This window comes from Flavobacterium sp. T50_26 (assembly GCF_057652995.1).
Map to the genome: position 1 here is coordinate 1 of NZ_JBYFCC010000035.1, position 26,594 is coordinate 26,594.

The 26,594-nt window shown below is 35.4% G+C and carries 20 protein-coding genes; 13 read left to right on the top strand and 7 right to left on the bottom strand.

All coding sequences use genetic code 11. The features are described from left to right. Positions 1–232 precede the first annotated feature (232 nt). The gene (porZ, locus tag AC23MC_RS15490; RefSeq protein ID WP_487569252.1) at positions 233–2,527 is read right to left on the bottom strand and encodes a type IX secretion system anionic LPS delivery protein PorZ; all 2,295 of its coding nucleotides are present in this window, start codon (positions 2,525–2,527) and stop codon (positions 233–235) included. Between the two features lie 123 nt (positions 2,528–2,650). Further along, positions 2,651–3,994: an NADP-specific glutamate dehydrogenase gene (gdhA, locus tag AC23MC_RS15495; RefSeq protein ID WP_487569253.1), complete on the bottom strand. Its 1,344-nt coding sequence runs from the start codon at positions 3,992–3,994 to the stop codon at positions 2,651–2,653. A 265-nt stretch (positions 3,995–4,259) separates the two neighbouring features. Between gdhA and AC23MC_RS15500 the strand changes: the two genes are divergently transcribed. Beyond that, positions 4,260–5,048, top strand: coding sequence for a THC0290_0291 family protein (locus AC23MC_RS15500; protein WP_487569254.1), 789 nt, complete (start codon positions 4,260–4,262; stop codon positions 5,046–5,048). A gap of 57 nt (positions 5,049–5,105) precedes the next feature. Here AC23MC_RS15500 and AC23MC_RS15505 read toward each other — a convergent pair whose 3' ends face one another. Next, the gene (locus AC23MC_RS15505) at positions 5,106–6,251 is read right to left on the bottom strand and encodes a cystathionine gamma-synthase (RefSeq protein WP_487569255.1); all 1,146 of its coding nucleotides are present in this window, start codon (positions 6,249–6,251) and stop codon (positions 5,106–5,108) included. A gap of 133 nt (positions 6,252–6,384) precedes the next feature. On the opposite strand from AC23MC_RS15505, the gene rbfA reads away from it, so the two are divergent. The 3 genes from rbfA to AC23MC_RS15520 all read left to right on the top strand — a co-directional run bounded on the left by rbfA (position 6,385) and on the right by AC23MC_RS15520 (position 9,565). Further along, positions 6,385–6,777 carry a 30S ribosome-binding factor RbfA gene (gene rbfA / locus AC23MC_RS15510; protein ID WP_487569256.1) on the top strand — a complete coding sequence of 131 codons (393 nt, stop codon included), beginning with the start codon at positions 6,385–6,387 and terminating at the stop codon, positions 6,775–6,777. A 1-nt stretch (position 6,778) separates the two neighbouring features. Beyond that, positions 6,779–7,978 (top strand): ABC transporter permease, encoded by a 1,200-nt coding sequence (locus AC23MC_RS15515; protein ID WP_487569257.1) that lies wholly within the window; start codon positions 6,779–6,781, stop codon positions 7,976–7,978. Positions 7,979–8,137: 159 nt separating this feature from the next. Then, complete coding sequence (locus AC23MC_RS15520; protein ID WP_487569258.1) at positions 8,138–9,565, top strand: MATE family efflux transporter; 1,428 nt, start codon at positions 8,138–8,140, stop codon at positions 9,563–9,565. A gap of 95 nt (positions 9,566–9,660) precedes the next feature. On the opposite strand, the gene AC23MC_RS15525 is transcribed toward AC23MC_RS15520, so the two are convergent. From AC23MC_RS15525 to AC23MC_RS15535, 3 genes are all read right to left on the bottom strand, one after another. Further along, a complete protein-coding gene (locus AC23MC_RS15525) occupies positions 9,661–10,131 on the bottom strand; it encodes a hypothetical protein (protein ID WP_487570654.1) in 471 nt (156 codons plus the stop codon). 407 nt (positions 10,132–10,538) lie between these two features. Beyond that, positions 10,539–11,531, bottom strand: coding sequence for a tRNA dihydrouridine synthase DusB (gene dusB, locus AC23MC_RS15530; protein ID WP_487569260.1), 993 nt, complete (start codon positions 11,529–11,531; stop codon positions 10,539–10,541). 64 nt (positions 11,532–11,595) lie between these two features. Further along, positions 11,596–12,096 (bottom strand): hypothetical protein, encoded by a 501-nt coding sequence (locus AC23MC_RS15535; RefSeq protein ID WP_487569261.1) that lies wholly within the window; start codon positions 12,094–12,096, stop codon positions 11,596–11,598. Positions 12,097–12,399: 303 nt separating this feature from the next. On the opposite strand from AC23MC_RS15535, the gene lepA reads away from it, so the two are divergent. Continuing rightward, on the top strand, positions 12,400–14,196 hold the full coding sequence (lepA, locus tag AC23MC_RS15540; protein ID WP_487569262.1) for a translation elongation factor 4: 1,797 nt from the start codon (positions 12,400–12,402) through the stop codon (positions 14,194–14,196). A 190-nt stretch (positions 14,197–14,386) separates the two neighbouring features. Then, the gene (locus AC23MC_RS15545) at positions 14,387–15,352 is read left to right on the top strand and encodes a helix-turn-helix transcriptional regulator (RefSeq protein ID WP_487569263.1); all 966 of its coding nucleotides are present in this window, start codon (positions 14,387–14,389) and stop codon (positions 15,350–15,352) included. A 92-nt stretch (positions 15,353–15,444) separates the two neighbouring features. Here the strand turns inward: AC23MC_RS15545 and AC23MC_RS15550 are convergent, their stop codons facing one another. Then, a complete protein-coding gene (locus AC23MC_RS15550; protein WP_487569264.1) occupies positions 15,445–15,921 on the bottom strand; it encodes a DinB family protein in 477 nt (158 codons plus the stop codon). A gap of 271 nt (positions 15,922–16,192) precedes the next feature. Here AC23MC_RS15550 and AC23MC_RS15555 point away from each other — a divergent pair, with 271 nt between their 5' ends. The 7 genes from AC23MC_RS15555 to thiL all read left to right on the top strand — a co-directional run bounded on the left by AC23MC_RS15555 (position 16,193) and on the right by thiL (position 26,429). Beyond that, positions 16,193–18,625: a TonB-dependent receptor gene (locus tag AC23MC_RS15555; protein WP_487569265.1), complete on the top strand. Its 2,433-nt coding sequence runs from the start codon at positions 16,193–16,195 to the stop codon at positions 18,623–18,625. 11 nt (positions 18,626–18,636) lie between these two features. After that, complete coding sequence (locus AC23MC_RS15560; RefSeq protein ID WP_487569266.1) at positions 18,637–19,989, top strand: DUF4374 domain-containing protein; 1,353 nt, start codon at positions 18,637–18,639, stop codon at positions 19,987–19,989. Between the two features lie 106 nt (positions 19,990–20,095). Next, entirely contained in the window at positions 20,096–21,568 is a 1,473-nt protein-coding gene (locus tag AC23MC_RS15565) for an ankyrin repeat domain-containing protein (protein WP_487569267.1), read from the top strand. A gap of 68 nt (positions 21,569–21,636) precedes the next feature. Further along, positions 21,637–22,119 carry a DUF2271 domain-containing protein gene (locus tag AC23MC_RS15570; RefSeq protein ID WP_487569268.1) on the top strand — a complete coding sequence of 161 codons (483 nt, stop codon included), beginning with the start codon at positions 21,637–21,639 and terminating at the stop codon, positions 22,117–22,119. Between the two features lie 9 nt (positions 22,120–22,128). Continuing rightward, on the top strand, positions 22,129–24,324 hold the full coding sequence (locus AC23MC_RS15575) for a PepSY domain-containing protein (RefSeq protein WP_487569269.1): 2,196 nt from the start codon (positions 22,129–22,131) through the stop codon (positions 24,322–24,324). A gap of 9 nt (positions 24,325–24,333) precedes the next feature. Beyond that, positions 24,334–25,314: an FAD:protein FMN transferase gene (locus AC23MC_RS15580; protein WP_487569270.1), complete on the top strand. Its 981-nt coding sequence runs from the start codon at positions 24,334–24,336 to the stop codon at positions 25,312–25,314. A 68-nt stretch (positions 25,315–25,382) separates the two neighbouring features. Next, on the top strand, positions 25,383–26,429 hold the full coding sequence (thiL, locus tag AC23MC_RS15585; RefSeq protein ID WP_487569271.1) for a thiamine-phosphate kinase: 1,047 nt from the start codon (positions 25,383–25,385) through the stop codon (positions 26,427–26,429). Positions 26,430–26,594 lie beyond the last annotated feature (165 nt).

Sequence of the window (26,594 nt, forward strand, 5' to 3'; positions counted from 1 at the left end):
GAATTATATTTGTATAACTAGAGTAGGATTTATTTAATAATCTGTATAGTTAATTTAGGACGGGTCAGGACGGGTCACTATCCCTATCCGTAGTATAGATAGAGTATGGATAGAGTATGGATAGAGTATGGATAGAGTATGGATAAAGTATGGATAAAGTATAAATAGAGTATGAAAAACATAATGTTAAATAGAACCAATTGCCCCATCAACACATTGCCTAATTGCCACATTACCTCACAATCATTACCTTCTTCACCGTAGTATCCAACGCATCATCGGTAGATATAAAAATCATATAGACTCCGGAGGCTACTTTGTATTTTCCGAATGCGGTAGTGTCCCACTCGATGGTGCCGCCTTCGGAGATTTCTTCGTAGACGAGGTTTCCTTCGATGTCGGTGACTTTTACGTTGGCTTTGCTGGTGAGTCCGGAGATTTTTACAGTTCCTTCAAAACCGGGACGTACCGGATTGGGGTATACATAGACGTCTTGCAGGTTTTCGTTGGGTTTGGTAGAGGTTCCTTTGAAAGAGACCATTCCTTTGGCAGTGGCAATAAAGACCTCGCCTGTGGTTCCGTTTATTTCGATGTCGTTGATTACGTTGCTTGGCAATGGTGAATTGACCGTAGTAAATCGCTGTAGCGTTTGCTGCCCGTTTGGCGAAAACTGGAACACTCCTGCATCGGCTGTTCCGATCCATTTGTTGTTGGCACCATCTACGGCGATATCTGTAATGAATTGACCAAACATAAGTTCTTGTGCCAAACCGTCTTCTAAAATAATGATGGAATTGGTTGTGAGTTGTTCTTCGTTTAAAAACCGATCTACCGATGGCAAGACTCTTAATCCTCTTCGGGTGCCAATCCATAATTGGTTTCTGTTGTCTACAACGGCACATTGAACGGCGGATGAGGGCAAATTGCCTTCGTTTTGACCTTCGGTAATTTTTATTAAGCGGTTGTTGACGTTTTCGTTAAAGGCAATTAAACCTTCGTCTAACGTGCAAAGCCATTTGGTTTTGTTTTTGTCTACAGACATTCTGCTGTTTCCGGTAAATCCGCCTAAAACATCGCTTACATCATAGGATTGCCATTGGCCGTTTGCTCTCATGACTTTGAACATATTGGCAATTAAACCATTAGACGCCCATAGGTTTCCGTCTCTATCAAAAGCGGTTTGTTCTATTCGAATATCGGGACCATAAGATGGGTTTCCTGCTATTACCAACGATTCTAAGCTACTGTTTGTGGCATTGTATAAGGTTGTAGCCACATCGTCTTCTAATTTTAATAGACCGGAAAAATAGGAACTTGCATAGACAATGTTTTCGTTGGTTGGATTAACGGTGATGCGAACAATTGATTTGGCTCCTAATAATTCTTCATACGGAATGTTGAGCCATTGTGCTTGTGCTAATTTGCTAATGCCATACTCATCTAACGGATAGGGATTATTGAACTGAGAATAATCGCCATAGGTTGCCCATAATGTTCCGGATGGTGTGACGGTTATGGAGAATATATTGTTTTTATTGGGTCCTTGCGGAAGCAATACTTCAAAAAAAGATGGATTGGTTACTGATGTTTCGATTACGCCATTTTCGAAGGTACCGATGTAAATGGAATCGCCAATGATTGTTGCCGAAGTGAAATTTGACGTTAGATCCGGTATTGATGTGTTTTGAATGGAAACCACTTGACCAAACGATTCATTCATGACTATGACTCTGGTTGCTGTGGCGGCAATTAGTTTGTCTCCCCTACTTCGTAAATCGAGGAATGGTTGACCAATGTTTAAAACAATTGACGGACTTGTTCCTATGAATCTGTATATAATATTATTTGAATTTATGGCAACAAGCTGCTCATTAAAGGTTACAATTCCTCTCCAAAAGCCTGCATCAAACGTTTGCCATACTGCAAAATTGACTAAGTTTGGATTGGATAATGGTGCTTTACGGATGCCGTGGTTTAGGGTAACCGCATAAATTTCGTCGTTTAAAACGGTTGTTTCCAATACTTCTGCTTGTGCTCCGGTTGGACTGATGTAGAAGGTGTCTCCGAAGGTAAAATCGGTAAGTTTGAATTCTACTAAAGCAAAATCAGTTGAAATATATAGTTTTGAATTGTGTTCGTAAATGTGATTGATTTTCTTTTTGTTGGGAGGAATTCCGCCGGCTTGATCACGAATTCCGACTAATAAGGTGATTTCTTCGGTGGCTTCGTTAATCATTATCAATAAACCATTATCGTGACCCACAAATGTTCGGTTTGACACTTGGCTGTGATAAATGGTTGAAATGGTTTCTCCCGAAAGACCATCAACAGTATTGAATGTTTTTATTTCGTTTGTGGAACGATTTTTAGAAAACAAAGCGGTTTCGCAAGCGGCAAATAAACGGTTTTCGGATTCTGATAAATCGCGAACTTCATTATACGAAAAATAGCCTTCCCATAGAAGATTTTGCGAAATGCTCACGAACGGAAGCATTAATACTACTGTAATCCAAAAAAAATTCTTCATTAGCAATTCAAATTGACACACAAATATAGGTAAAACGAAAGAATCCTACTTTTAATATTTAGGGAATAAAAAAAGCTGTCATTTTCAGACAGCTTTTGAATTTTATTTATTGAAGTGTGAAAATTACACTACTCCTTGACCTAACATTGCATCGGCTACTTTTACGAATCCGGCAACGTTTGCTCCTTTTACATAATCAATATAGCCTTTTCCGTCTGAACCATATTTTACACATGATTCGTGGATGTTTGCCATGATTGCTTTTAATCTTTCATCTACTTCTTCTGATGTCCAGCTTAAACGCAATGAGTTTTGAGACATTTCTAAACCAGATGTTGCTACACCTCCGGCATTTGAAGCTTTTCCTGGTGCGAATAATATTTTTGCTTTTAAGAATGCTTCAACAGCTTCCGGTGTAGAAGGCATGTTTGCACCTTCAGACACACAAATACATCCGTTTTTGATTAATGTTTTTGCTTCGTCTTCGTTTAACTCGTTTTGAGTTGCACAAGGTAGAGCGATATCACATTTTACTTCCCAAGGACGTTTTCCTTCCACAAATTTTGCGTTAGGATATTTTTTCACGTACTCGCTAATTCTTTCTCTCAATTCATTTTTGATGTGCATTACGTGAGCTAATTTCTCAGCATCAATTCCGTCTGCATCATAAATATATCCTGAAGAATCTGATAATGTTACTACTTTTCCACCTAATTCAGTTGCTTTTTCGGCAGCATATTGAGCTACGTTTCCTGATCCAGAAACTGTAACAATTTTACCTGTGAAGCTATCGCCTTTGGTTTTTAACATACTTTGAGCAAAGTAAACGTTACCGTAACCTGTTGCTTCCGGACGAATTAACGAACCTCCGAAAGAAATTCCTTTCCCGGTTAAAACGCCGGTAAATTCGTTTCTTAATCGTTTGTACTGACCGAACATATAGCCTACTTCTCTACCACCAACACCAATGTCTCCTGCAGGAACGTCGGTATCTGCACCAATGTGTTTAGACAATTCTGTCATGAAACTTTGGCAAAAACGCATGATTTCGATGTCTGATTTTCCTTTAGGATCAAAATCTGAACCACCTTTACCTCCGCCCATTGGCAAAGTTGTTAAACTATTTTTGAATGTTTGCTCAAAAGCTAAAAACTTCAAAATACTTAAGTTTACGGAAGGATGAAAACGAATTCCGCCTTTGTATGGACCAATTGCAGAGTTCATTTGAATTCTGTATCCGCGGTTAACTTGTGTTTTTCCGGCATCATCAATCCATGTAACACGAAACATGATTACGCGTTCCGGTTCAACCATACGCTCTAAAAGCATTTGGTTTTGGTATTTTTTATTTTGCTCAATAAAAGGAATAACCGTTTCGGCAACTTCCTTTACAGCCTGTAAAAATTCAGGTTCGTTTGGATTTTTTTTAGCTACAGCTTCAACAAAAGAGTGAATACTTTCTGTCATGATTATTAGTTTAATAACGTTTATGAAAACGTTTTCGTTTGTTGCGACAAATATACATTTTATTAAAATATTGATATAATTTTTTTTAAATTCTCAGTAGATTTATTTTTTTGTTAAGAAATCAAGATAAAATCAACAATAAATCACAACATTTAAAACAAATTTTAGTTTTTTTCGTATATATAGAAGTATTTTTTCATTTTATTTTACAAGTGAATTATGTTTTTATATATTTGTCGAGAATTGTCATTTAAAATATATGCAAATGCCCAAATATCTTATAATTACCTTATTGCTATTATTTGGTTTTAACAATACTGTTAAAGCACAGTTTGGTTTTTCGCATGAAGTTGGTGCGATTGTTGGTCCGGTTGCTTTTCAATCCGATTATGGTGTGCGAGGCGACGGCGAGACAAACTTTGGAAACACCGGTATTGGTATTGGAATAATTCATTATATGAATTTTTCATACCGAGCGGATTGTAACTGTTATGCAACGCCAACTTATTTTAATGATCACTTTAAATTGCGAAGTGAGCTTTCTTATAATAAAACCAACCTTGAACATTATGGAGAATGGGTTGATCCGAGCAGAACAAATGTTTTTGCTCAACAATTGAGAGGAATGAAAGGAAGTACTTCTGTGACCAACATTGGTATGCAATTAGAATATTTTCCGTTAAGTATCAGAGAGTTTTCTGCTACTCCTGGAAAATTAGCTCCTTTTGTGAGTTTAGGAGCTCAATTTAGTTATTATAATCCGGAAGCTTATTCTGAATTAGGTCCTGGTCTTGGCGAATTATTAGAAGTTACTCCAGTTAAATATATTGATGGTGTTACCAACGAAGCCGGCACAGTTTGGTCTGTTGTAGCAAGTGTTGGAACAAGATATAAATTAACTGTTCTTTCTGATTTAATGATTGATTTGCGTTGGCAATATTATTTCTCTAACTGGGTGGATGGTTTAAATCCGAATCCGGATGTGTATACCGAAAACAAAGCGAACGATTGGTTAGTTTGGTTAAATGTAGGTTATATTTATTATTTAGATTAATCGATTTTATATAGTATAAAAAATCCCGTCAACTTTTTGCTGACGGGATTTTTGTTTTTATCTGAAAGCCTGTTCAACATCGGCTAATAAATCATCAATGTCTTCTACTCCAACACTCAAACGAACTAAATCGTCTGAAATTCCAATCTCTTTTCTTTTCTCTTCCGGAATCGAAGCGTGTGTCATCAAAGCCGGATGATTCGCTAAAGATTCAACTCCACCTAACGATTCTGCTAAAGTGAATACTTTTAATTTTTCTAAGAAAGAAATAGAATCTGCTTTTTTACCTGATTTGAAAGTAAAAGAAACCATTCCGCCAAAACCGCCAAGCATTTGTTTTTTGGCAATTTCATGAAACGGATGATCCGGTAAACCTGGGTAGAATACATTATCTACTTCCGGATGATTGCTTAAAAATTCGGCTACTTTCATTCCGTTTTCACAATGTCTTTGCACTCTAAGGTGTAAAGTTTTAATTCCACGAAGCACCATATAACTGTCTTGCGGGCCTAAAGTTCCTCCGGTTGCAAATTGTGCAAAATGTAATTTTTCGCCTAATTCAGCATCTTTTACAATCAAAGCACCGGCAATTACATCCGAATGGCCTCCTAAATATTTGGTTGCCGAGTGCATAACAATATCCGCACCTAAATCCAATGGTTTTTGAAGGTACGGTGTTGCAAAGGTGTTATCAACTGCAAATAAGATTTTCTTTTCGTTTGTAATTTTTGCAATGGCAGCAATATCAGCCAATTTCATCAACGGATTTGTCGGTGTTTCAACCCAAACCAATTTTGTATTAGAATTAATTAACGATTGAAATTTTTCCAAATTATTCATATCCACAAAATGGAATTTGATTCCAAAATCTTGATAAATACGAGAGAACATACGGTATGTTCCACCATATAAATCATCCATTGCAATTACTTCATCGCCGGGTTTTAATAATTTTAAAACGGAATCCGTTGCTGCTAAACCGGAAGCAAAGGCTAAACCACGAACACCGTTTTCGATACTTGCCAACGCATCTTCTAATGCTTGACGAGTTGGATTTGCCGCTCTACTGTATTCATAATGATTAATGGGAACACCCGGACTTTTTTGTGCAAAAGTAGAGGTGTTATAAACCGGAGGCATTACTGCTCCTGTGCTTGGATCATGATGTTGGCCACCATGTATAACTTTTGTATTGAACTTCATAATTTATTTATTTGTGCAAAGATAAGAAGTTGAGTTTTATAAATTTTCTAACTTATTGCTAAAGATTCGATAAAATAAACATTGCCTAATCATTTAAAATTTAAATACTAACAAAAATCTGTACTTTTGCATCATGGAAACAAACAGACAAAAGAAAATAGGAACCGTTTTGCAAAATGATTTGGTTGATATTTTGCAAGGAGAAGTGCGTAAAAACGGAATCACTAACTTAATTATTTCCGTTTCAAAAGTTTCGGTTACAACTGATTTATCAATTGCTAAAGTGTTTTTAAGCGTTTTTCCAACTGAAAAAGGTCCGGAAATTTTAGCAGCAATTAAATCGAATACACCTTTAATTAAACATGATTTATCGCAAAGAGTAAAACTTCAATTACGAAAAGTACCTAACTTATCGTTCTATATTGATGATTCATTGGATTATATTGAAAAAATTGACAAAGCTTTAACGGGCGATGAAAATCCGATTGAAAATCCGGATTTATTAGAAAGAAGAAAGAAATTATAGAGTGAAATTTCCACTTTACATAGCCAAACGCTACTTATTTAGCGGTAGTAAAAATACTGCTATCAACATTATTACTATAATTTCTTCGGTAGGAATTATAGCCGGAACCATGGCGTTGTTTGTAGTTATGTCTGTTTTTAGTGGGTTAAAAGATTTCAGTTTGTCGTTTTCAAATGATTTTGATCCGGATTTAAAAGCTGTTGCAAAAACCGGAAAAACCATTTTGATCAGTCCGCAACAAGAAGCTGAAATCAGTAAATTGGAAGGTGTTGCACATTTTAGCAAAATCATTGAAGAAAGAGCACTATTTACCTTTAACGGAAAAGATTTATTAGCTAACATTAAAGGAGTTGATAAAAATTTTAATCAAGTTAACCAAGTAGAAAAAACTATTTTTCAAGGTCAATGGATTGAAGAAGATTCTGAGCAGGTAGTAGTTGGACACGGCATAAGTCAAAAGCTTTCCATGGGATTATTTGATTTGGTGAATGTTTTTGAAACCTTTGTTCCCAAACCGGGAAAAGGCACGATTGATTCGCCGGATGGAGCTTTTAATCGCTCTGTTTTAGTTCCGGTGGGATTTTATTACATCAATGAAGAACTCAATCAGAAATATGTTTTTGCCGATTTAAGTATTGTGCAGGAATTATTAGCTTACAAATCCAATCAAATTTCCGGAATTGAGCTAAAACTCGAACCCAACGCTGATGAATCAGATGTTATTTCTTCGTTGGAAAAAATTCTGCAAAACAATGTTGTCATCAAAAACAGAGCTCAACTGAATGAATCGCTCTACAAAATGTTGAATACCGAAAATTTGGTTTTATATCTTATTTTTTCGTTGGTAATTACGGTCACGCTTTTCACTTTAGTCGGTGCTTTGATTATGATTATTATCGAAAAGAAATCAAATTTAAAAACCTTGTTCAATTTAGGTTCTGATATCGAAGATTTGAGAAAAATTTTCCTTTATCAAGGATTTTTAATTTGTTTTTTAGGCTGTTTGATTGGTTTGGTATTGGGAATTATTGTTACGCTTCTTCAGCAACAATTTGGGTTTATAATGATTAATGAAAGCATGGCCTATCCGGTTCGATTTTCATTTGCAAATGTATTTATTGTAATTGCTACGATTGCCGTTTTAGGATTTCTTGCCTCATGGATTGCCAGCAGCCGTGTCAATAAAAAATTGTTGGAATAGTCTTCGTTTTATAAATTATTTTATATTTGTACTTCAACTATACGACTATGATTGTTTTTTTTAGTCCTTATTTCGTATAAAGACACCTCTACTTCGTTTTAAAAATCTTCTTGACAGCTCTGTCGAAAGATTATTTATTTACTAAATCTTTATCTAAAAATGACTGAAAATAAACACTCAAAAGGTATGCTTTCACGTATCTTTTCTACTATAAAAATGGCTTTAAAAGGCGAAGCCGATTTTGATTATACTTCCGGAAAAATAAAAACCGCCGTCATTCTACTCGCCATTCCGATGGTATTAGAAATGATGATGGAATCGGTTTTTGCATTAGTCGATTTGTACTTTGTTGGTCACTTAGAAAACAGCAGTTTTGCAGTTCAGACAGTTGGTTTGACCGAATCAGTTCTCACGATAATTTACTCTATCGCCATCGGAATCAGTATGGCTGCAACTGCAGTTGTTGCCCGAAGAATTGGCGAAAAAGATCCGGTTGCTGCAGCAAAAGCTGGAATGCAAGCAATTATTGTAGCCGTTGTTTTAAATACAATTCTCAGCATCTTCGGAATCATTTATGCGACGGATATTTTAATTTGGATGGGTTCTTCGCAAGAATCGGCCATTTACGGAACTTCGTTTGTTCAAATTATGATGGGCGGAAGCGTTTCCATTATGTTGCTTTTCCTCATCAACGGAATTTTTCGTGGTGCCGGAAATGCCGCTATTGCGATGAAAAGTTTGATGTTGGCGAATGGTTGTAATATTATTTTAGATCCAATTTTGATTAACGGTTGGGGACCAATTCCCGCCTATGGATTAACCGGAGCTGCGATTGCGACGACAATCGGAAGAAGTATTGGTGTTATCTATCAAATGTATCATCTTTTCAACGGAAAAGGTGTTATCAAAATGATGGTTGCTTATATAACTCCTGATTTTGATCAGATAAAAGCGTTAGTTAAAATCGCTGCTCCCGGAGTTTTACAATTCGTAATTGCGTCGTGCAGTTGGATTTTTATGGCAAACTTTGTCGCAACTACCGGAGGTGATGTTGGCTCTGCGGGTTATCAAACCGCACTTAGAATTATGATGTTTTTCATTCTTCCCGCTTGGGGATTGAGTAGTGCTGCTGCCACGTTGGTAGGTCAGAATTTAGGAGCAAAACAAATTGAACGTGCCGAAAAATCGGTGATGGTTACCGCAAAATACAATGTGATTTTTATGGGAATTATTATGATTGTCACGTTAACCGCCGCCCGACCGATTATTACTTTATTCACCAATGACAAAGCAGTTTTGGATATTGCTGTAGAAGCCATTCAAATTATGAGTTTAGGCTATGTTTTTTATGGAATTGGTATGGTTCTCATCAATGCTTTTAACGGTGCAGGAGATACGTGGACACCCACAAAAATTAACTTTTTTGGATTTTGGTTGTTCCAAATTCCGTTGGCTTATTTCTTAGCGAAGTTTTTAAAAATGGGTCCAACCGGAGTTTTTATGGCGGTTCCGATAGCGGAAACGTGCATTACCATTGCCGGTTATATATTGTATAAAAAAGGGAAGTGGAAAAAAATGGTGGTGTAACCTTTTTAATTTGATCAAACTAAAAAAGGTATAATTACTTGCTACGAAGTCGGAGAAATTCGTGAAGCATAATACTAACTTAAAAGGAGAAGAATTTATTTTCTAATTACACACGATAACATTTCAGGAAACTGTCCTTTATATCCTTCTGAAAAATCAAATGATTCATTTGTTTTATAATCAATAATTGTAAATTCTGAAATCGTTCTATATTCTAATAATTGTTTAATGTTTTCCGATGAAAGTAAAAATGTACATTCAATACTATTAAATTTTTCGGGAACTTCTTGTCCGTTAATTGTTCCAGAAGATTTACTTTCTGCTACTAAATAAAGCTCTTTTCCAGATTCTAATTTAAATCTTATTTTATTTGGTGTCATTTCTGTATAATATCCACTCCAAACATAAGTTACAACTAATTCGCAAACAAATGAAGAATTAGGATTTGATTTATCACTATATAAGTTCAAACTTACATAAAAAGATTTCAACCCATTCTCCAAATCTTCATTAGTATAAAATTTTTCACTTGTTCTAGAAAGCGTAATATTATCTTTTAATTCCATTTTCTTTACTTCACATTGAGCATAAGAAAAATTTAAGTTCAAAATTAAACATAAAAAAAACAATTGCTTCATCGGTTATTTATTTTTAAATTTATAGAGTAGACGAATTAGTATCTCAAAAATAGCTAATAAAAATAATAATTTCACAACAATTACCAATCTTAATTAGTTATCACAGTTTTTTTCAACCAGATTAATGCTTTCATTTCTAAAGTGTCTCTTCGATATGTAAACTTCAAACTAAATGAATCCTTTTTCAAGTATTAAATTCTTTTCTCTGCTAAGTTAAACTTAACAAGAAAAGTATTTGCGAGCTTTTAAAAAGATGTTTTTCGGAAAGAGTATAAATTGAATTATTTTTATTCTTTTCCACAGAATAAAAAACAGATAAAATGACTAATGCTTTTCTAAACCGTCTGATAATTAGCATACACCTCAGCAATCTCTTCAAAAAGTGCCATTAACGGCATTGCTCCGTCGGTTGTAACTAATTTTTGTTTGTATTCTTTGAATCCGTGAATACCTTTGAAATAATTGGTATAATGGCGACGCATTTCAAAAATTCCAACGCGTTCGCCTTTCCAGTCCATTGACCAAATTAAATGATTTCGGGCGGCTTCGATGCGGTCTTTCATCGTCGGCTCGGGTAAATGTTCACCAGTTCTGAAATAATGTTTGATTTCATTAAAAATCCACGGATAACCAATGGCAGCACGACCAATCATCATTCCATCCAAACCATATTTGTTTTTGTATTCTAATGCTTTTTCAGGCGAATCGATATCACCGTTTCCAAAAATAGGCATTGTAATTCTGGGATTATTTTTTACACGGGCAATATGCGACCAATCGGAATGACCTTTATACATTTGAGCACGAGTTCTTGCGTGAACAGTTAACGCTTGCACACCAATATCCTGCAAACGTTCTGCTACTTCATCAATGTTGATTGTATTTTCGTCCCAACCTAAACGAGTTTTTACTGTTACGGGAAGATTCGTTCCTTTTATGACGGCTTTGGTTAATCTAACCATCAAATCAACATCTTTTAAAACTCCGGCACCGGCTCCTTTGCAAACGACTTTTTTAACCGGACAACCAAAATTAATATCTACTAAATCGGGTTGCACTGCATCTACAATTCGGGAAGACATTTCCATCGCTTCCTCATCGCCACCAAAAATTTGAATACCCACCGGACGTTCGTAATCAAAAATATCGAGTTTCATTTTGCTTTTCATCGCATCACGAATCAAGCCTTCGGACGAAATAAATTCAGAATACATCAAATCGGCTCCGTGCAATTTGCATAAGCGACGAAACGGCGGATCACTCACATCTTCCATTGGAGCAAGAAGTAAGGGAAAGTCGGGCAAGATGATGTTTCCGATTTTTGGCATTGAATTTTTTTTTTTGCAAAGATAAGGAAACGGGTGGGGTTTGCAAAATCAGAAGGTTTAGAGATTATTTCACAAATTTTATTAATTCAGTATTGGCATTATTATCTTTCAAATGATCAACCACCAATTTGTTGTAGCAATTAAAATTTTCTTGATATAAAGATCCCATTCCATAATAAGTAATTCCGTAACTTTTCAATTCAACATTTAAAGAATCAACGCAAAAAGAATTGAAATGAAAAAATTTTATCTCTTTATTCGTCTGGTCTTCATGAAAGCGATTTTCCATTTCTTCACAACTTAACTCTCTGTATTCGTTTACAATCTCACCCTGCTTTAAATGATAAAAATTAGTAAGTGTTAGATTTAGAATAATAATTAAGCCTAAAATTGAAATTCCAAGTGCTGAAATAGTAAGAAGATTATTTTTTATTTTTAAATTTCTTGGAAGAAAGAAAAATATAATAATTAAACCCGTTAAAATTGTTGGAAGAAGGAATTCATAAATGTAATTTTTCTGGTAAAATTTCAAATAGCAGAAAATTGCTAAACCAATTTTAATCAATAAAATAGTTAATATTATATATTTTAATTTTGGGTACATTTTCGCTTTTTAATGGTTCTAAAGTGATTTAGTAATCAAAAATACTAATTTTTGTTGGTTTCAGGTTTCAGGTTTCAAGTTTAAAACCTAAAAATGAAAACTTTGCTTTATATTTGCACACAATTCGCTAAGGAGCAGGGTTTGCGTTAGGGATTGCAGTGGAAAGCCCACAGGAACGGTGTAGCGATAGCGAAACCGTGACGAGGACTTGGAACGGAAAGCCCGACCCTTGGGGAACGCCCAAAAAATTTGAATTAAACGAAGATGAAGAACATACGAAATTTTTGCATTATTGCTCACATTGACCACGGAAAAAGTACGTTGGCGGACCGTTTATTGGGTGCTACTCAGACCGTTACGGCTCGTGAGGAAAAGGCTCAGTTGTTGGACAACATGGATTTGGAGCGTGAACGTGGAATTACGATTAAGAGTCACGCGATTCAAATGGAATATACGTACAAAGGCGAAAAATATACTTTGAATTTGATTGATACGCCGGGACACGTTGATTTTTCGTATGAAGTTTCGCGATCCATTGCTGCTTGTGAAGGAGCTTTGTTGATTGTAGATGCTGCTCAAAGTATTCAGGCTCAAACGATTTCTAATTTATATTTAGCTTTAGAAAACGACTTGGAAATTATTCCGGTGTTGAATAAAGTGGATTTGCCAAGTGCTAATCCGGAGGAAGTGAGCGACGATATTATTGATTTATTAGGTTGCAAATTAGAAGATATTATTCACGCTTCGGGTAAAACCGGTTTTGGTGTAGAAAATATTTTGGCTGCGATTATTGAAAAAATTCCCGCTCCAAAAGGAAATGTTGATGAACCGTTGCAGGCGTTGATTTTTGATTCACATTACAATCCGTTTCGTGGTATTGAAGTAATTTTCCGTGTGAAAAACGGTGAAATTAAAAAAGGTCAGAAGATTAAATTCATGGCAACCGGAAACGAATATTTTGCCGATGAAGTTGGGACGTTGAAGTTGAATCAAGTTCCGAAAAACGTGATTTCAACCGGAGATGTTGGCTATTTGATTTCGGGTATTAAAGAAGCAAAAGAAGTAAAAGTGGGTGATACATTGACAGATGCCAAAAACCCTACCACCAATATGATTACAGGTTTTGAGGATGTAAAACCGATGGTTTTTGCCGGAATTTATCCTGTTGACACCGAAGACTATGAAGATTTGAGAGCTTCGATGGAAAAATTACAACTAAACGATGCGTCGTTGGTTTTTGTTCCTGAAAGTTCTGCTGCTTTAGGATTTGGTTTCCGTTGCGGATTCTTAGGAATGTTGCATTTAGAAATCATTCAGGAACGCTTGGAACGTGAATATGATATGACTGTGATTACAACAGTTCCCAACGTTTCCTATCATGCTTTTACCAAAAAAGAACCGGATACGATTTTGATTGTAAACAATCCATCCGATTTACCGGAACCTTCTAAATTGGATCGTGTAGAAGAACCGTATATTAAAGCAACCATCATTACCAAATCGGAGTTTGTGGGTAATGTAATGAGTTTGTGTATTGAAAAACGCGGTGTAATTACCAATCAAACCTATTTAACTACTGAAAGGGTTGAATTAAATTTTGATATGCCGTTGGCTGAGATTGTATTTGATTTTTATGACCGTTTGAAAACGGTTTCCAAAGGATATGCTTCGTTTGACTACTCACCTATTGGGATGAGAACGTCAAAATTAGTAAAGTTGGATGTGTTGTTAAATGCTCAATCAGTGGATGCTTTGTCGGCATTGATTCACGAAGACAATGCATATAATATTGGTAAGAAAATGTGTGAAAAGTTGCGTGAATTGATTCCGAGACAACAGTTTGACATTCCGATTCAAGCGGCCATTGGTGCAAAAATCATTGCTCGTGAAACGATTAAAGCCTTACGAAAAGACGTGACCGCTAAATGTTACGGTGGAGATATTTCACGTAAACGAAAACTGTTGGAAAAACAGAAAAAAGGTAAAAAGAGAATGCGTCAAGTGGGGAATGTAGAAATTCCGCAAGAGGCGTTTATGGCGGTGTTGAAGTTGAATGATTAGTAGAGACGCTGAGTGGCTGAGATGCTGAGTAGCTTAGAAAATATAGGAGAACCCAATGACGAGAGTTGTTGGGTTTTTCATTAGCCCACGGTTTCAACCGTGGGATGAGAATTGTTTTTCCCCACGGTTGAAACCGTGGGTTGAGTTTCAAAACAATAAAATAAATTTCTATATTTGACAAACACCTTTTATGCACGACGAAACCCCAAAACGCTTTGACCGCATTGTTGCTATTCTCATCCAATTGCAATCCAAAAAGATTGTAAAAGCACACGAATTGGCCAGCCGTTTTGACGTGAGTTTGCGAACTATTTACCGCGATATTCGAACGTTGGAAGCTTCGGGAGTTCCTATTTACAGCGAAGCCGGTTTGGGTTATTCTTTGTTAGAAGGTTATCGTTTGCCGCCTGTGATGTTCACCCGCGAAGAAGCCGAAAGTTTTATTGCCGCCGAAAAACTGATGGAAAAATTTTCCGATAAGGAAATTGGTAATCAATATGCTTCGGCGATGTTTAAATTGAAAGCTGTGTTGAAAAGTTCCGACAAAGATTGGGTTTCTACCATCGAATCTAATGTAGTAATGCAGCCGTTGGAAAAAACTTTCCCAAAACAAGCTCCGCACGCATTGGCTTTTATTTTTAGAAGTATTGCTGACAAAACGCAATTGGTTTTGGATTATCAAGCTTTTGAAGCTGATGAAAATACCGCGAGAACCATCGAACCTGTTGGCGTTTTTCACGACCACAACAATTGGTATGTGTTGGGTTATTGCCATTTGCGGAAAGATTACCGTCAATTTAGAACCGACCGCATTCATAACATCCAAAAAACAGAAATCGCTTTTACGAAAGAACACGAAGCGTTGGAATTTTATTTGAATAAAGACAAAGAAGAATATCCTACCACCAAAGTCGTTATTTCCATTGAAAAGAAAATGGCAAAATACCTTTCCGGCGAACGAAAATACCACGGATTTGTCTCCGAAAAAGTAGTTGGAAATAACATAGAAATGACTTTTTTATGCAAAGACATTGAAGATGGTTTTCCAAGATTTTTTCTAATGTTTGGCGATTTTGCAACGATTCTTGAACCGGAACGTTTAAAAGTAAGGGTGTTGGAATTGATGGAAACTATTAAAATGAAGATTTTGAAATAACTTTTTTTTGAACCATTAAGGTAGTAAGGAAAATTAATAAGTAAATTAATGAACCTTACTACCTTAATGGTTTAAAATTTTAATGTTAGAAACTATCTCTCCCAAAAGAAAGGCGGTTCAATTCCCAATGCTCTTAAATACACATATCCTTGTCCGCGGTGATGAATTTCGTTATCAATAAAATAAAGGATATTTTGAATAATCGGGAATTCATATTGTCCAAAAAGATTAAATGTATTATCGAAATCTTCCACCGGTAACAAACCCCAATAGTGATTAATTTCTTCTGTGGCTTTGTCCCATTTTGCTAAGTATTCTGCTTTGGTTTTCCCGTTATCGGTGTTTTCGTCATACGGTTTTACTTCGCGATTCACGATGCCTTTCATGGCGGGAGCACCGATGGCTAACAATTCGGAAGTCAATTCGGCAAACGTTCGCATACCGCCAACAGAAAATTCGAAAAAATCTTTTTCCGGAAAGGCTTCAATCACTCTTCGGGTTAGCGAACGGTGACCTTGCCAGTGTTTTAATAAATCTTCTTTACTGATTACTTGGGCTGTTGTTGTCATTTTTTTTTTATTATTTAATGATTAATGAAGCAAAGTTATTGGCAAGAAGTGACAACAGTTTGTCAGTAGTATTATGATTTTTTGAAATTATTTTTTTGGTTTTACTCCTTTGACAGTTAAAAAGGACCCTCATAAATTTAAAAATTAATATTTCCTTATTTATTTTCATTATAAATTACTCATTTTAAAGTTAATTTTTTGAAAAAATCCTAAAACAGCAGAATCTGAATTACTTTTATTTGTAATTAGTCTAAATAAGAATATCTTTGCTTTGAAATTTAATACTATCAAAAGCATGCCTTCTTCTCACTGTTATAATTTGATTTTTTGTTTGCTTTTTTCCATTTCGATTTGGGCACAAAACGGAAAAATTTCGGGAAATATAAAGTTTGAGGACAATGAACCTGCTATTAATGTTTTGGTTTTTCTGCAAGGAACTGAAAAGTCGGCTCTAACTGATGAAAATGGAAATTTTGAAATTAACACGATTCCATACGGAAAATATCGTCTAGAAACCAGTACTGTTGAAGCAGAAAAACAAACAACTCCAATTGAAATAAATTCTCCCAACACCAAAGCAAACATTACAATAAAAAGAGTAAACAATCAACTTTCTGAGGTTGTAGTGAGCAAAAAAACAGAAAAAAAGGAAATTGAAACAAAAGGTTTTGCTGTTAATGTAATTGAAACAAAACAAGCCGGTTTACGAAATATTCAAACTAACGAATTGCTAGACCGCACTGTTGGTGTTCGTATTCGTCAAAATGGTGGTTTGGGTTCCGATGTAAATTATAACATCAACGGAATGTCTGGCAATGCCATTAGAATATTTATCGATGGTATTCCAATTTCTACCTATGGTTCATCTTTTGATTTAAATAGCATTCCACCTTCAATGATTGAGCGAATTGAAGTGTATAAAGGAGTAATTCCCGGTCATTTATCAGATGATGCATTAGGCGGAGCCATCAACGTTGTTTTGAAAAAAGGTGTTAAAAATAATTTCAACTTTTCTGCATCTTACGGCTCTTTCAATACCACACAATTGAATTTCAGTGCATTATATCGTTATAATAAATCCGGATTTACCATGAAAGCTTCAGGTTTTTATAATTATTCCGACAATGATTATGAAGTTTGGGGACAAAATGTTTATAACATCCTACCCAACGGAAGAAGAGAATTTCTGCGTGCCAAACGATACAACGACGCTTTTAGATCTGTTGGAGGAGTTGTAGAAGCCGGTTTTACAGATGTAAAATGGGCAGATAATTTCTTCATTGGCTTTACCGCTTCAGATTCATATAAAGAAGATCAACATGGTGTTTTTATGACAGTTCCTTACAAAGGACGCTTTAACGAATCGGATGCTCAACTTGTACATCTGACCTATAATAAAAGAGATTTTTTAATTAAAGGTTTGGATGTAACCGTTCACGGAATTTATGGTCAACGAAATCGAGTAGTAAATGACACTGTGAAATGGCGATACAATTGGTCGGGCGAACGCAGCATAAATTTGGATGGCGAACCTATTTTAACCAATAACGGAGCACAACAAGGAGCTCCAACGATAGCAAATATTGTTCGTAAAACTGCTTCGGTAAGAACCGGACTATCTTATGCTATCAATCCAAATCATCGATTTTTAATTAATAACTTATTTCAATCAATCAACAGAGAAGATGATGATGAAATACGAACTGTTTTAGAAAGAAATTTTATGGGAACAAGAGATTTACAAAAAAGTATAACTTCTTTAACCTATGAATTTGCAGGATTTGATGACAGATTTAAAGCTTCTGTTTTTGGGAAACTTTATCAGCAAAATATTGAACGAATGAACCCGACTGTTCAAGTTATTGATGGCGAATCAGTTAGAGTGGAAGATGTTGTTAGCAGCAATAAAACAGCCAACGGATACGGAATTGCTGTTTCATATGCTATCATTCCCACCATAACTATTTTAACCTCAGCAGAAAAGGCTGTGCGATTGCCGAATGAAAATGAAGTTTTTGGTGACGCTGGAGATAATATTTTAGAAAATACAGGTATTAGAAACGAAACCAGTAAAAATGTAAACATCGGATTCAAATTTGGAGCATTTACAGTAAAAAAACATAAAATTTCTGTTGCCACAAACGGATTTATCCGAGACATTACAGATAGAATCGGTCGCCCTGTGGAAACGCAAATTAACAGCAATGTTCAAACGTTACCTTTTGTAAATCAAGGAAATGTAAAATCGAAAGGATTTGATTTAGAACTAAATTACACCTATAATGAAAATTTTACTCTTCTATTTAATACGTCCAAATTTGACTTAACGAACAAAGACATTTATAACAGAGAAATAAAAATTCCAAATGAGCCATTTTTTACCATTAATGCCGGAGCTCAATATTCCTTTAAAAATCTATTAAGTAAAGATTCGCAATTAAACGTGTTTTACAACTATATGTTTGTGGATACTTTTAATTATATGACAACTCTTTACAGTAATAATGCAGGAATAGAATTCTTTGATGTTCCACAACAAAATATTCATGATATAGGATTAAGTTATGTTTTTCCTAAGAAAAATTTAATCGTGAGTTTTGATGCCAAGAATGTTTTTAACAAACAAGCCTTTGATAACATGGCCGTTCAAAAACCGGGAAGAGCATTTTATCTAAAACTAAATTATGTAATTAATAACTTCTAACTATATATACAATGAAAAGAAATATCTTTAAATTATTGACTTTAACAGCGATTTTAACATCGTTAACTTTAACTACCGGATGTAGTGATGATGATAACAGCGGCCCAACAGAACCACAAGTAACTGAAGACCGATGGATTACCGTTGCAGGAGCCGTTATGGGAACAGATAATGGTGTGCCTGGAGATGGAAACGGTGGAACATTAATCTATTCTATCAGTAAAGAAAACGCGAAAGACCCAAGCAAATCATATGATGTTTTTGAAAATGGATACATCGTTCCTTCTGCCAGAACTGCACGTTTGCAATCATCAGAAGACGGATTTACCTTTTTTAACATTGCTTATGGCGGTGGAAATGGTGGAGAATTTTCAAAATATGTAGTGGGTGGCGGTCAAAACTTTACACCAGTTGGAGGAATCGTAAATATTTCTCAATATGCAGGAACAAATCCTCGTTGGGTAAAATTATTTGACAGAGACAAAACCGGTGTTGCTGTAAATGTAACAACTCCGGTTGTAAATGCAGATTCAAACGGAACGTATCAATATACAAGAGGAACGGCTACCGTTTTATCATTAGACATGGTTAATGCCTTAATATCAGCTACTAAAACGTATGAAATTCCGCTAACGGCCGAAGAAGAAGCTCAAGGTCATCATATTTTCAGATTAGATGCTCCGGTTTTAAACAAAGCAGGAAACAAATTGATTATTGGTACTTGGATGCGTAAAACAAATCCGGCAACAGGAGCCAATGAAACAGAATATTCTCGCTTAGGTTCAAAATCCGTAGTTGTTGATTATCCTTCATTACAAAACCCAGTTGTAATTACGTCTACAGTTGGTTTTGGTGACACAAGCGGATACCGTAGTTTCAACTCTTTTGTTGGCGATGATGGCAACATTTATCAAGCAACACAACGAGATACTCAAGGTTCTCATATTTTAAGAATTAATCAAAACAACCAATATGACAATTCATATATATTCAATTTAGATGATGCTCTTGGCGTAACAGGTTCATATATAGAAAATTGGAGATATGCAGGAAATGGAAAAGCCATTGTAAACTACACACATGATGGTGCAGCTGTTTCAGCATTATCCGGTCAATCACAAAGTTTTGTGGCTTTAATAGATTTAAATGCTAAAACCGCTCAACAAATCACGTTACCTTATCACCCTGATTTATATTTATTCCAATACCAAGGTTTTGTAGTTGATGGTTTTGATGTATATATTACCATCTCTCCAGTTGGTCAAGACGGACGCATTTATATTATCAACAGCATAACCGGTGCAGTTACCGAAGGTGCAAAATTAATAAACAAACCAGGAAACCACTTTATTGGTGCTTTCTAATCTTTTAAGATAAAATACAACTTAAAATTAATTCCGTGTGGTACTTTTGCCATGCGGAATTTCAATCAAACTAAGGAAACTATATTCCTCATAAAAAACAACTAATATGAAAAAAAATTTGTTTGCAATTTTACTGCTATCAACCTGCTTTTCTTATGCTCAAAACACATTGTTAAATGCAGATTTTTGGAAAAAAAATCCAGATATAAATGCAGTTAAAACAGAAATTGCCAAAGGAAACAGCCCCTCTGAAGCAAATAGAGGCAATCATGACGTGGTGAGCATCGCCATCAACAACGACGCTTCTTTAGAAACCATCATATTTCTGATTGAACAAGAAGGAAACACCGTGAGTAAAACAACGCACGACGGCAGAATCTACCTTCATTGGGCAGCCAGTAAAGGCAACGCCGACTTGGTAAATTATCTTTTAACCAAGGGTTCAGAGTTTAATCGTACCGATGATAAAGGAGCAATTCCTATTTCTTTTGCCGCAGGAAATGGACAAACAAACACGGAGGTTTATGAATTATTATTTAAAGCCGGAAATAATCCGAAACAAAAATTTCAAAATGGTGCCAACTTAATTTTGTTAGCCATTGCGAATGACAAAGAGTTGAAACTTTCCGATTACTTTGCCACAAAAGGATTATCATTAAACGATACCGACGAGAAAGGAAATACCGCCTTTAATTATGCCGCACGATCCGGAGATGCAAACTTTTTAAAATCATTAAAAAAGAGAAACATCAAACACGATGACAGAGCATTGATTTTTGCTTCGCAAGGTTCACGATATTCTTCTACTCCATTAGAAACATACAAATACTTGGTGGAAGAGTTAAAAATAAATCCAAAATCAGTTGGCGATAATGGTGAAAATGTGCTTCACAACTTAGTAAAGAAACCTAATCAAGAAGAAATCATCACATATTTTTTAAACAAAGGTGTCGATGTAAATCAAGCCGATAAAGATGGAAATACCGTTTTAATGAATATGGGAAGAGCCAATATTAACGTGTTAAATGCCGTTTTTCCGAAGGTTAAAAATATAAATACCAAAAACAACAAAGGTGAAACAGCTTTGACTTTAGCTTTAGAAAATGGTTCGCCGGAAGTAATTGACTATCTAATTAAAAAAGGAGCAGATAGTAACACAATTGATGCCAACGGAAATAACCTTGCCTATTACTTAATTCAATCTAACCGCCCGGTTAGACCTGGACAAAAAGATGAATTTATTGAAAAATTAAATCTTTTAAAACAAGCCGGTTTCAATCTATCTACTCCTCAAAAAGACGGAAGCACTTTATATCACTTGGCTGTAGCCAAAAACAATCTTGATTTAATTAAGAAAATTGAAGATTTTGGTGCAGATATCAATGCCAAAAACAGTGAAGGAATGACAGCTTTGCACAAAGCAGCTTTAACCGCAAAAGACGATGCTATTCTGAAATATTTGGTGTCGAAAGGAGCAAAAAAAGAAATTAAAACCGAGTTTGACGAAACAGCTTTTGATTTGGCTTCCGAAAACGAATCGTTACAGAAAAGCAAAATTGACATAGATTTTTTAAAATAAATTATAACGCTAAGGAACATTATTGAGCAATTTGTTTCAGTAATGTTCTTTTTACTAAAGAAAAACAAATGAAATCTTTACTAAAATTATCAATTATAACCTTAACAGTTTTGACTGGTTTGCAAGCATCTGCTCAACAAGCAAAATATAAATGTCTACTTCAAATGACCAATTATCAAGGTTTGGAAGCTTATGTTGTGGTTTCGTTGATTGACTCAAAAGGCAATTATGAAAAAACCCTTTATATGATGGGGCCAGACAAGCAATGGTATAATGGTTTTAAAGAATGGGATAAAAATTTAACCAAAAAGAAAGAAAATCTTAACGGAATTACCGGAGCATCTGTAGCTGCCGGCGATAGAAGCATCACTACTTTTACTATTGATGAATCAAAACTCAACAAAGGATACAAACTTCGTTTTGAAACTGCTGTAGAAGACAAGTTATACCATGTTGAAGATGTAGAAATTCCTTTGACTACAGAAGGAATTACTCAAAAAACAGAAGGAAAAGGATACATTCGATACGTAAAACTGAACAAAGTTCAATAATTTTTAGCAATGACATTGTCTATTTGGCGTTATGCCCATTTAGTGTTAGCACTTCTGGCATCAATCGTGCTGGTTGTTGCCTCGGTAACCGGAGTCATTCTGGCAGTTGATGTTGCGAGCGAAAAAACTAAACCCTATCAAATAGACAAGGAAGACCAACTATCTCTTGCTGAATTTATTCCCAAACTGAAAAAAAAATATTCCGAAATCACCAGTGTTTCTGTTGATCACAATCAATTTGTAACCTTAGAAGCATTTGATGAAGAAGGTAATGAAATTAAAGCCTACATTAATCCAAATACTATTGAAAAATTAGGCAACACAACTCCAAAAAGCGATTTTTTTCAGTGGAATCTCGCCCTACATCGTTCCTTGTTTTTGCATGAAACAGGCCGATTTATTGTTGGTTTTGCTTCTTTTTTGTTCTTTTTAATTGCTGTTTCCGGAACTATTCTTCTTCTAAAACGACAAAACGGTATTCGAAATTTCTTCTCAAAAGTAAACAAAGATTCACTTGCACAATATTTACATGTAACCGGCGGAAGATTGATGCTAATTCCTATTTTAATTATTGCCATCACAGCAACACATTTATTTTTGCTTCGTTTTGAAATTATTTCGCATGAAAAATTAAATCCAATTAACTTTCAAGAAAACGAAACACTTGAAGAACTTCCATTAAACGATTTTCAAATATTCAAAAAAATTAAGTTATCCGAAGTTTCTAAAATCGATTTTCCGTTTATGGAAGATCCTGAGGAATATTTTATTTTGAAACTAAAAGACCGAGAAATTACCGTAAATCAATTTACAGGTCAAATTCTTAAGGAATCGAAATATCCGGTTTCTCAGATCCTTGAAACATTGAGTTTAGACTTGCATACCGGACGAACCAACTTATTGTGGGCGATTGTTTTGGCTATTGCATCTCTCAATATTTTGGTTTTTATTTATTCCGGATTTGCCATTACGTTAAAACGTACAAAAACAAAAGTCAGAAATAAATTCAAAACCCACGAAAGTGAATTTATTCTTTTAGTAGGTTCTGAAAATGGTACAACCTATGGTTTTGCAAATCAAATTCATCTTCAATTGCAAGCCAACGGAAAGAAATCCTATTTAACCGATTTAAATCATTACACCAGCTTTCCAAAAGCAAAACAGTTGGTTATTTTCACATCAACTTATGGTTTAGGTGAAGCTCCGGTAAATGCTTCAAAATTTGAAGAACGACTGAAACAATTTCCTCAACATCAAAAAATAAATTATTCTGTGGTTGGATTTGGTTCAAAAGCCTACCCCGATTTTTGCGAATATGCCAAACATGTAGATCGTTTATTGGCCGAAGAAAGTTGGGCAGAACGAGCCTTATCACTCTACACCGTGAACGAAAAATCAGCTGAAGAATTTACAAAATGGGCAACAGATTGGGCAAACCAAAATAGTCTTGCCATTGCAACGGCTCCTTCACTATACAGTCAAAAACCACCTAAACTTAAAACATTACAATTAGTTGATCGAGCAGAAATCACTTCAGACAACACTACAACTTTTAGACTGAATTTGAAACCTTCATCATTGGTCAAGTTTAAATCGGGTGATTTGTTGGCAATTTATCCAAAAAATAATAGCGTCGAACGTTTTTATTCCATCGGAAAAGTAAATGAAACCGTTCAACTCATTGTCCGTTTGCATCCAAATGGTTTGGGTTCCGAATTTTTATATCGTCTTGAAAAAGGCGATTTACTCAAAGCTCGGATCATCAAAAACAATCACTTTCACTTTCCAAAAAATGCATCCAAAGTCGCTTTAATTGCAAACGGAACCGGTATTGCTCCTTTTTTAGGAATGATAGATGAAAATAAAAAAAATATAGAAACACATTTATATTGTGGTTTTCGAAACGACAATGAACTTTCTCAACGGTATTCAAAAATTACAAAACAATACATCGATAACAAAAAACTTCATTCTGTCCATTTTGCTTTTTCACGTCAAGAACCTTCGCAGTATGTTATGGATTTAATTGCAAGAGATCAAGCATTCTTTTTAAATCTTCTTGAAAACAAAGGTGTCATCATGATTTGTGGTTCTTTGCAAATGCAAAAAGATGTAGAAACCTTACTTGAATCTATATGTAATAAAAACGGAACAACTTTTAAATCGTATCAATCAAACGGGCAAATTTTGACCGATTGTTATTAATTTTATCTTATGTTTTTTACTAAACTATATACTTCTTATATTTTATTGTTTTTCACCATTTTTTCTTTTGCACAAGTGCAAGAAACAAAAACGGTTAATTTAATGGGAAGTGTATTTCAAATCACTTTGGTAGATAAAGATAGTACCTCAGCTCATCAAAACATTCAAAAAGTTATTGCAGAAATTGAACGCATCGAAAACCTAATCTCAGAATGGCGTCCCGAAACACAAATTTCTGAAGTGAACAGAAATGCAGGAATAGAACCCGTTAAAGTTGACAAAGAAGTCTTTGAGCTCACTAAAAAAGCCATTTGGTTTTCCCACATTTCAAATGGAGCTTTTGACATTAGTATTGTTGCACTGGATAAAATCTGGTTTTTCGACGGCTCGATGGAAGATTTACCATCAAAAAAAGAAATCAATAATTCGATAGCGAAAGTCAATTACAAAAACATCATTTTAGATAGCATTAACTCAACCATTTTCTTATCAAAAAAAGGAATGAAAATTGGTTTTGGTTCCATCGGAAAAGGCTATGCTGCAGACAAAGCAAGACAACTGATGCAATCGTTGGGCGTGAAAGCCGGACTTATAAATGCTTCCGGCGATATGGCTTCTTGGGGAAATCAACTTAATGGAAAACCATGGCGAATTGGTGTAAACAATCCTTTTGAAACCGGAGAAACCATAGAAATACTTGAGTTTTCAAACAACAAAGCCGTAGCAACATCTGGAAGTTATGAAAAATTTGTTGAAATTAATGACAAACGTTATTCTCATATCATCAATCCAAAAACCGGCTATCCTTCTACCGGAATAACGAGTGTTACTATTGTTGGAGAAAATGCCGAAATGTGCAATGGCTTCAGCACTTCTGTAATGGTTTTAGGATTAAAAAAAGGAATAAAATTATTAAAAAAGCACCCTTCTTATCACTACATAATTCTATCAGATAAAGGTGAGATTAGCAAAAACTATTCTTCAAATTAAGCAACATTCATTTGCAACAAAACTATGGTTATTAAAGTTTGTATCTTTGCAACCAGAAAATCAATAAAATGTTAGAAGAAAAATCACCTCAACGTACTTCCTTAGCTCAATTGGGCGAATTTGGTTTAATAGAACATTTAACCAAGCATTTCGACATCAACCAACCTTCTACCTTGAAGGGAATTGGCGACGATGCCGCAGTCTTAGATTTCAATGATAAAAAAGCCGTTATTTCTACCGATTTATTAGTTGAAGGCGTACATTTTGATTTGGCCTACATGCCGTTAAAACATCTTGGCTACAAAGCCGTAGTTGCTAACGTTTCCGACATTTGTGCGATGAATGCAAAACCCACACAAATCACAGTTTCCATTGCGGTTTCAAACCGATTTCCGTTAGAGGCGTTAGAAGAATTATTCGCCGGAATCACACTCGCATCCAAAGAATATAACGTTGATGTCGTTGGTGGCGATACCACTTCTTCTCAAAAAGGATTAATCATTTCTATCACCGCTTTGGGCGAGGCAAATGCCGAAGATATTGTGTATAGAAACGGTGCAAAAGAAAACGATTTACTCGTAGTTACCGGCGATATCGGTGCAGCCTATATGGGTTTGCAAGTGCTTGAACGCGAAAAACAAGTATTCCAAGTCAACCCTAATAATCAACCGGATTTAGACAATTATACGTACCTAATCGAACGTCAATTGAAGCCTGAAGCCAGAAAAGACATCAAAGACTTACTCGAAAAACTCGAAGTAAATCCAACTTCGATGATCGATATTTCCGACGGATTATCCTCCGAAGTAATGCATCTCTGCAAGCAATCCAACGTAGGTTGCACGATTTATGAAGAAAAATTACCCTTAGATCCGCAACTCATTTCGGTGTGCGAAGAATTCAACATCGACAGCACAACAGTAGCCATCAACGGCGGCGAAGATTACGAACTACTATTCACCATCGCCATCGAAGATTTCGACAAAATCAAAGCCAATCCCAACCTCACCGTCATCGGTCATATGAATAAAGCAACAGAAGGCAAACATTTGATCACGCGAGCCAATCAAAAAATAGAACTCAAAGCCAGAGGCTGGAATGCATTAGAAGAATAAGTTGGGCGTGCCCCTCCGCAAGCTCCGGGTCGGGCTATCCGCTACAAGTCCTCGTTCGTCGTGCCTCCTCACTGTGGGCTTTCCGCTACTATCCCTCACCTTTACTTTGCAAAGTGTTTTAATTTAGAATTTCAAAAGGAGTTAATTAGAAAAAGTTTAAATTTA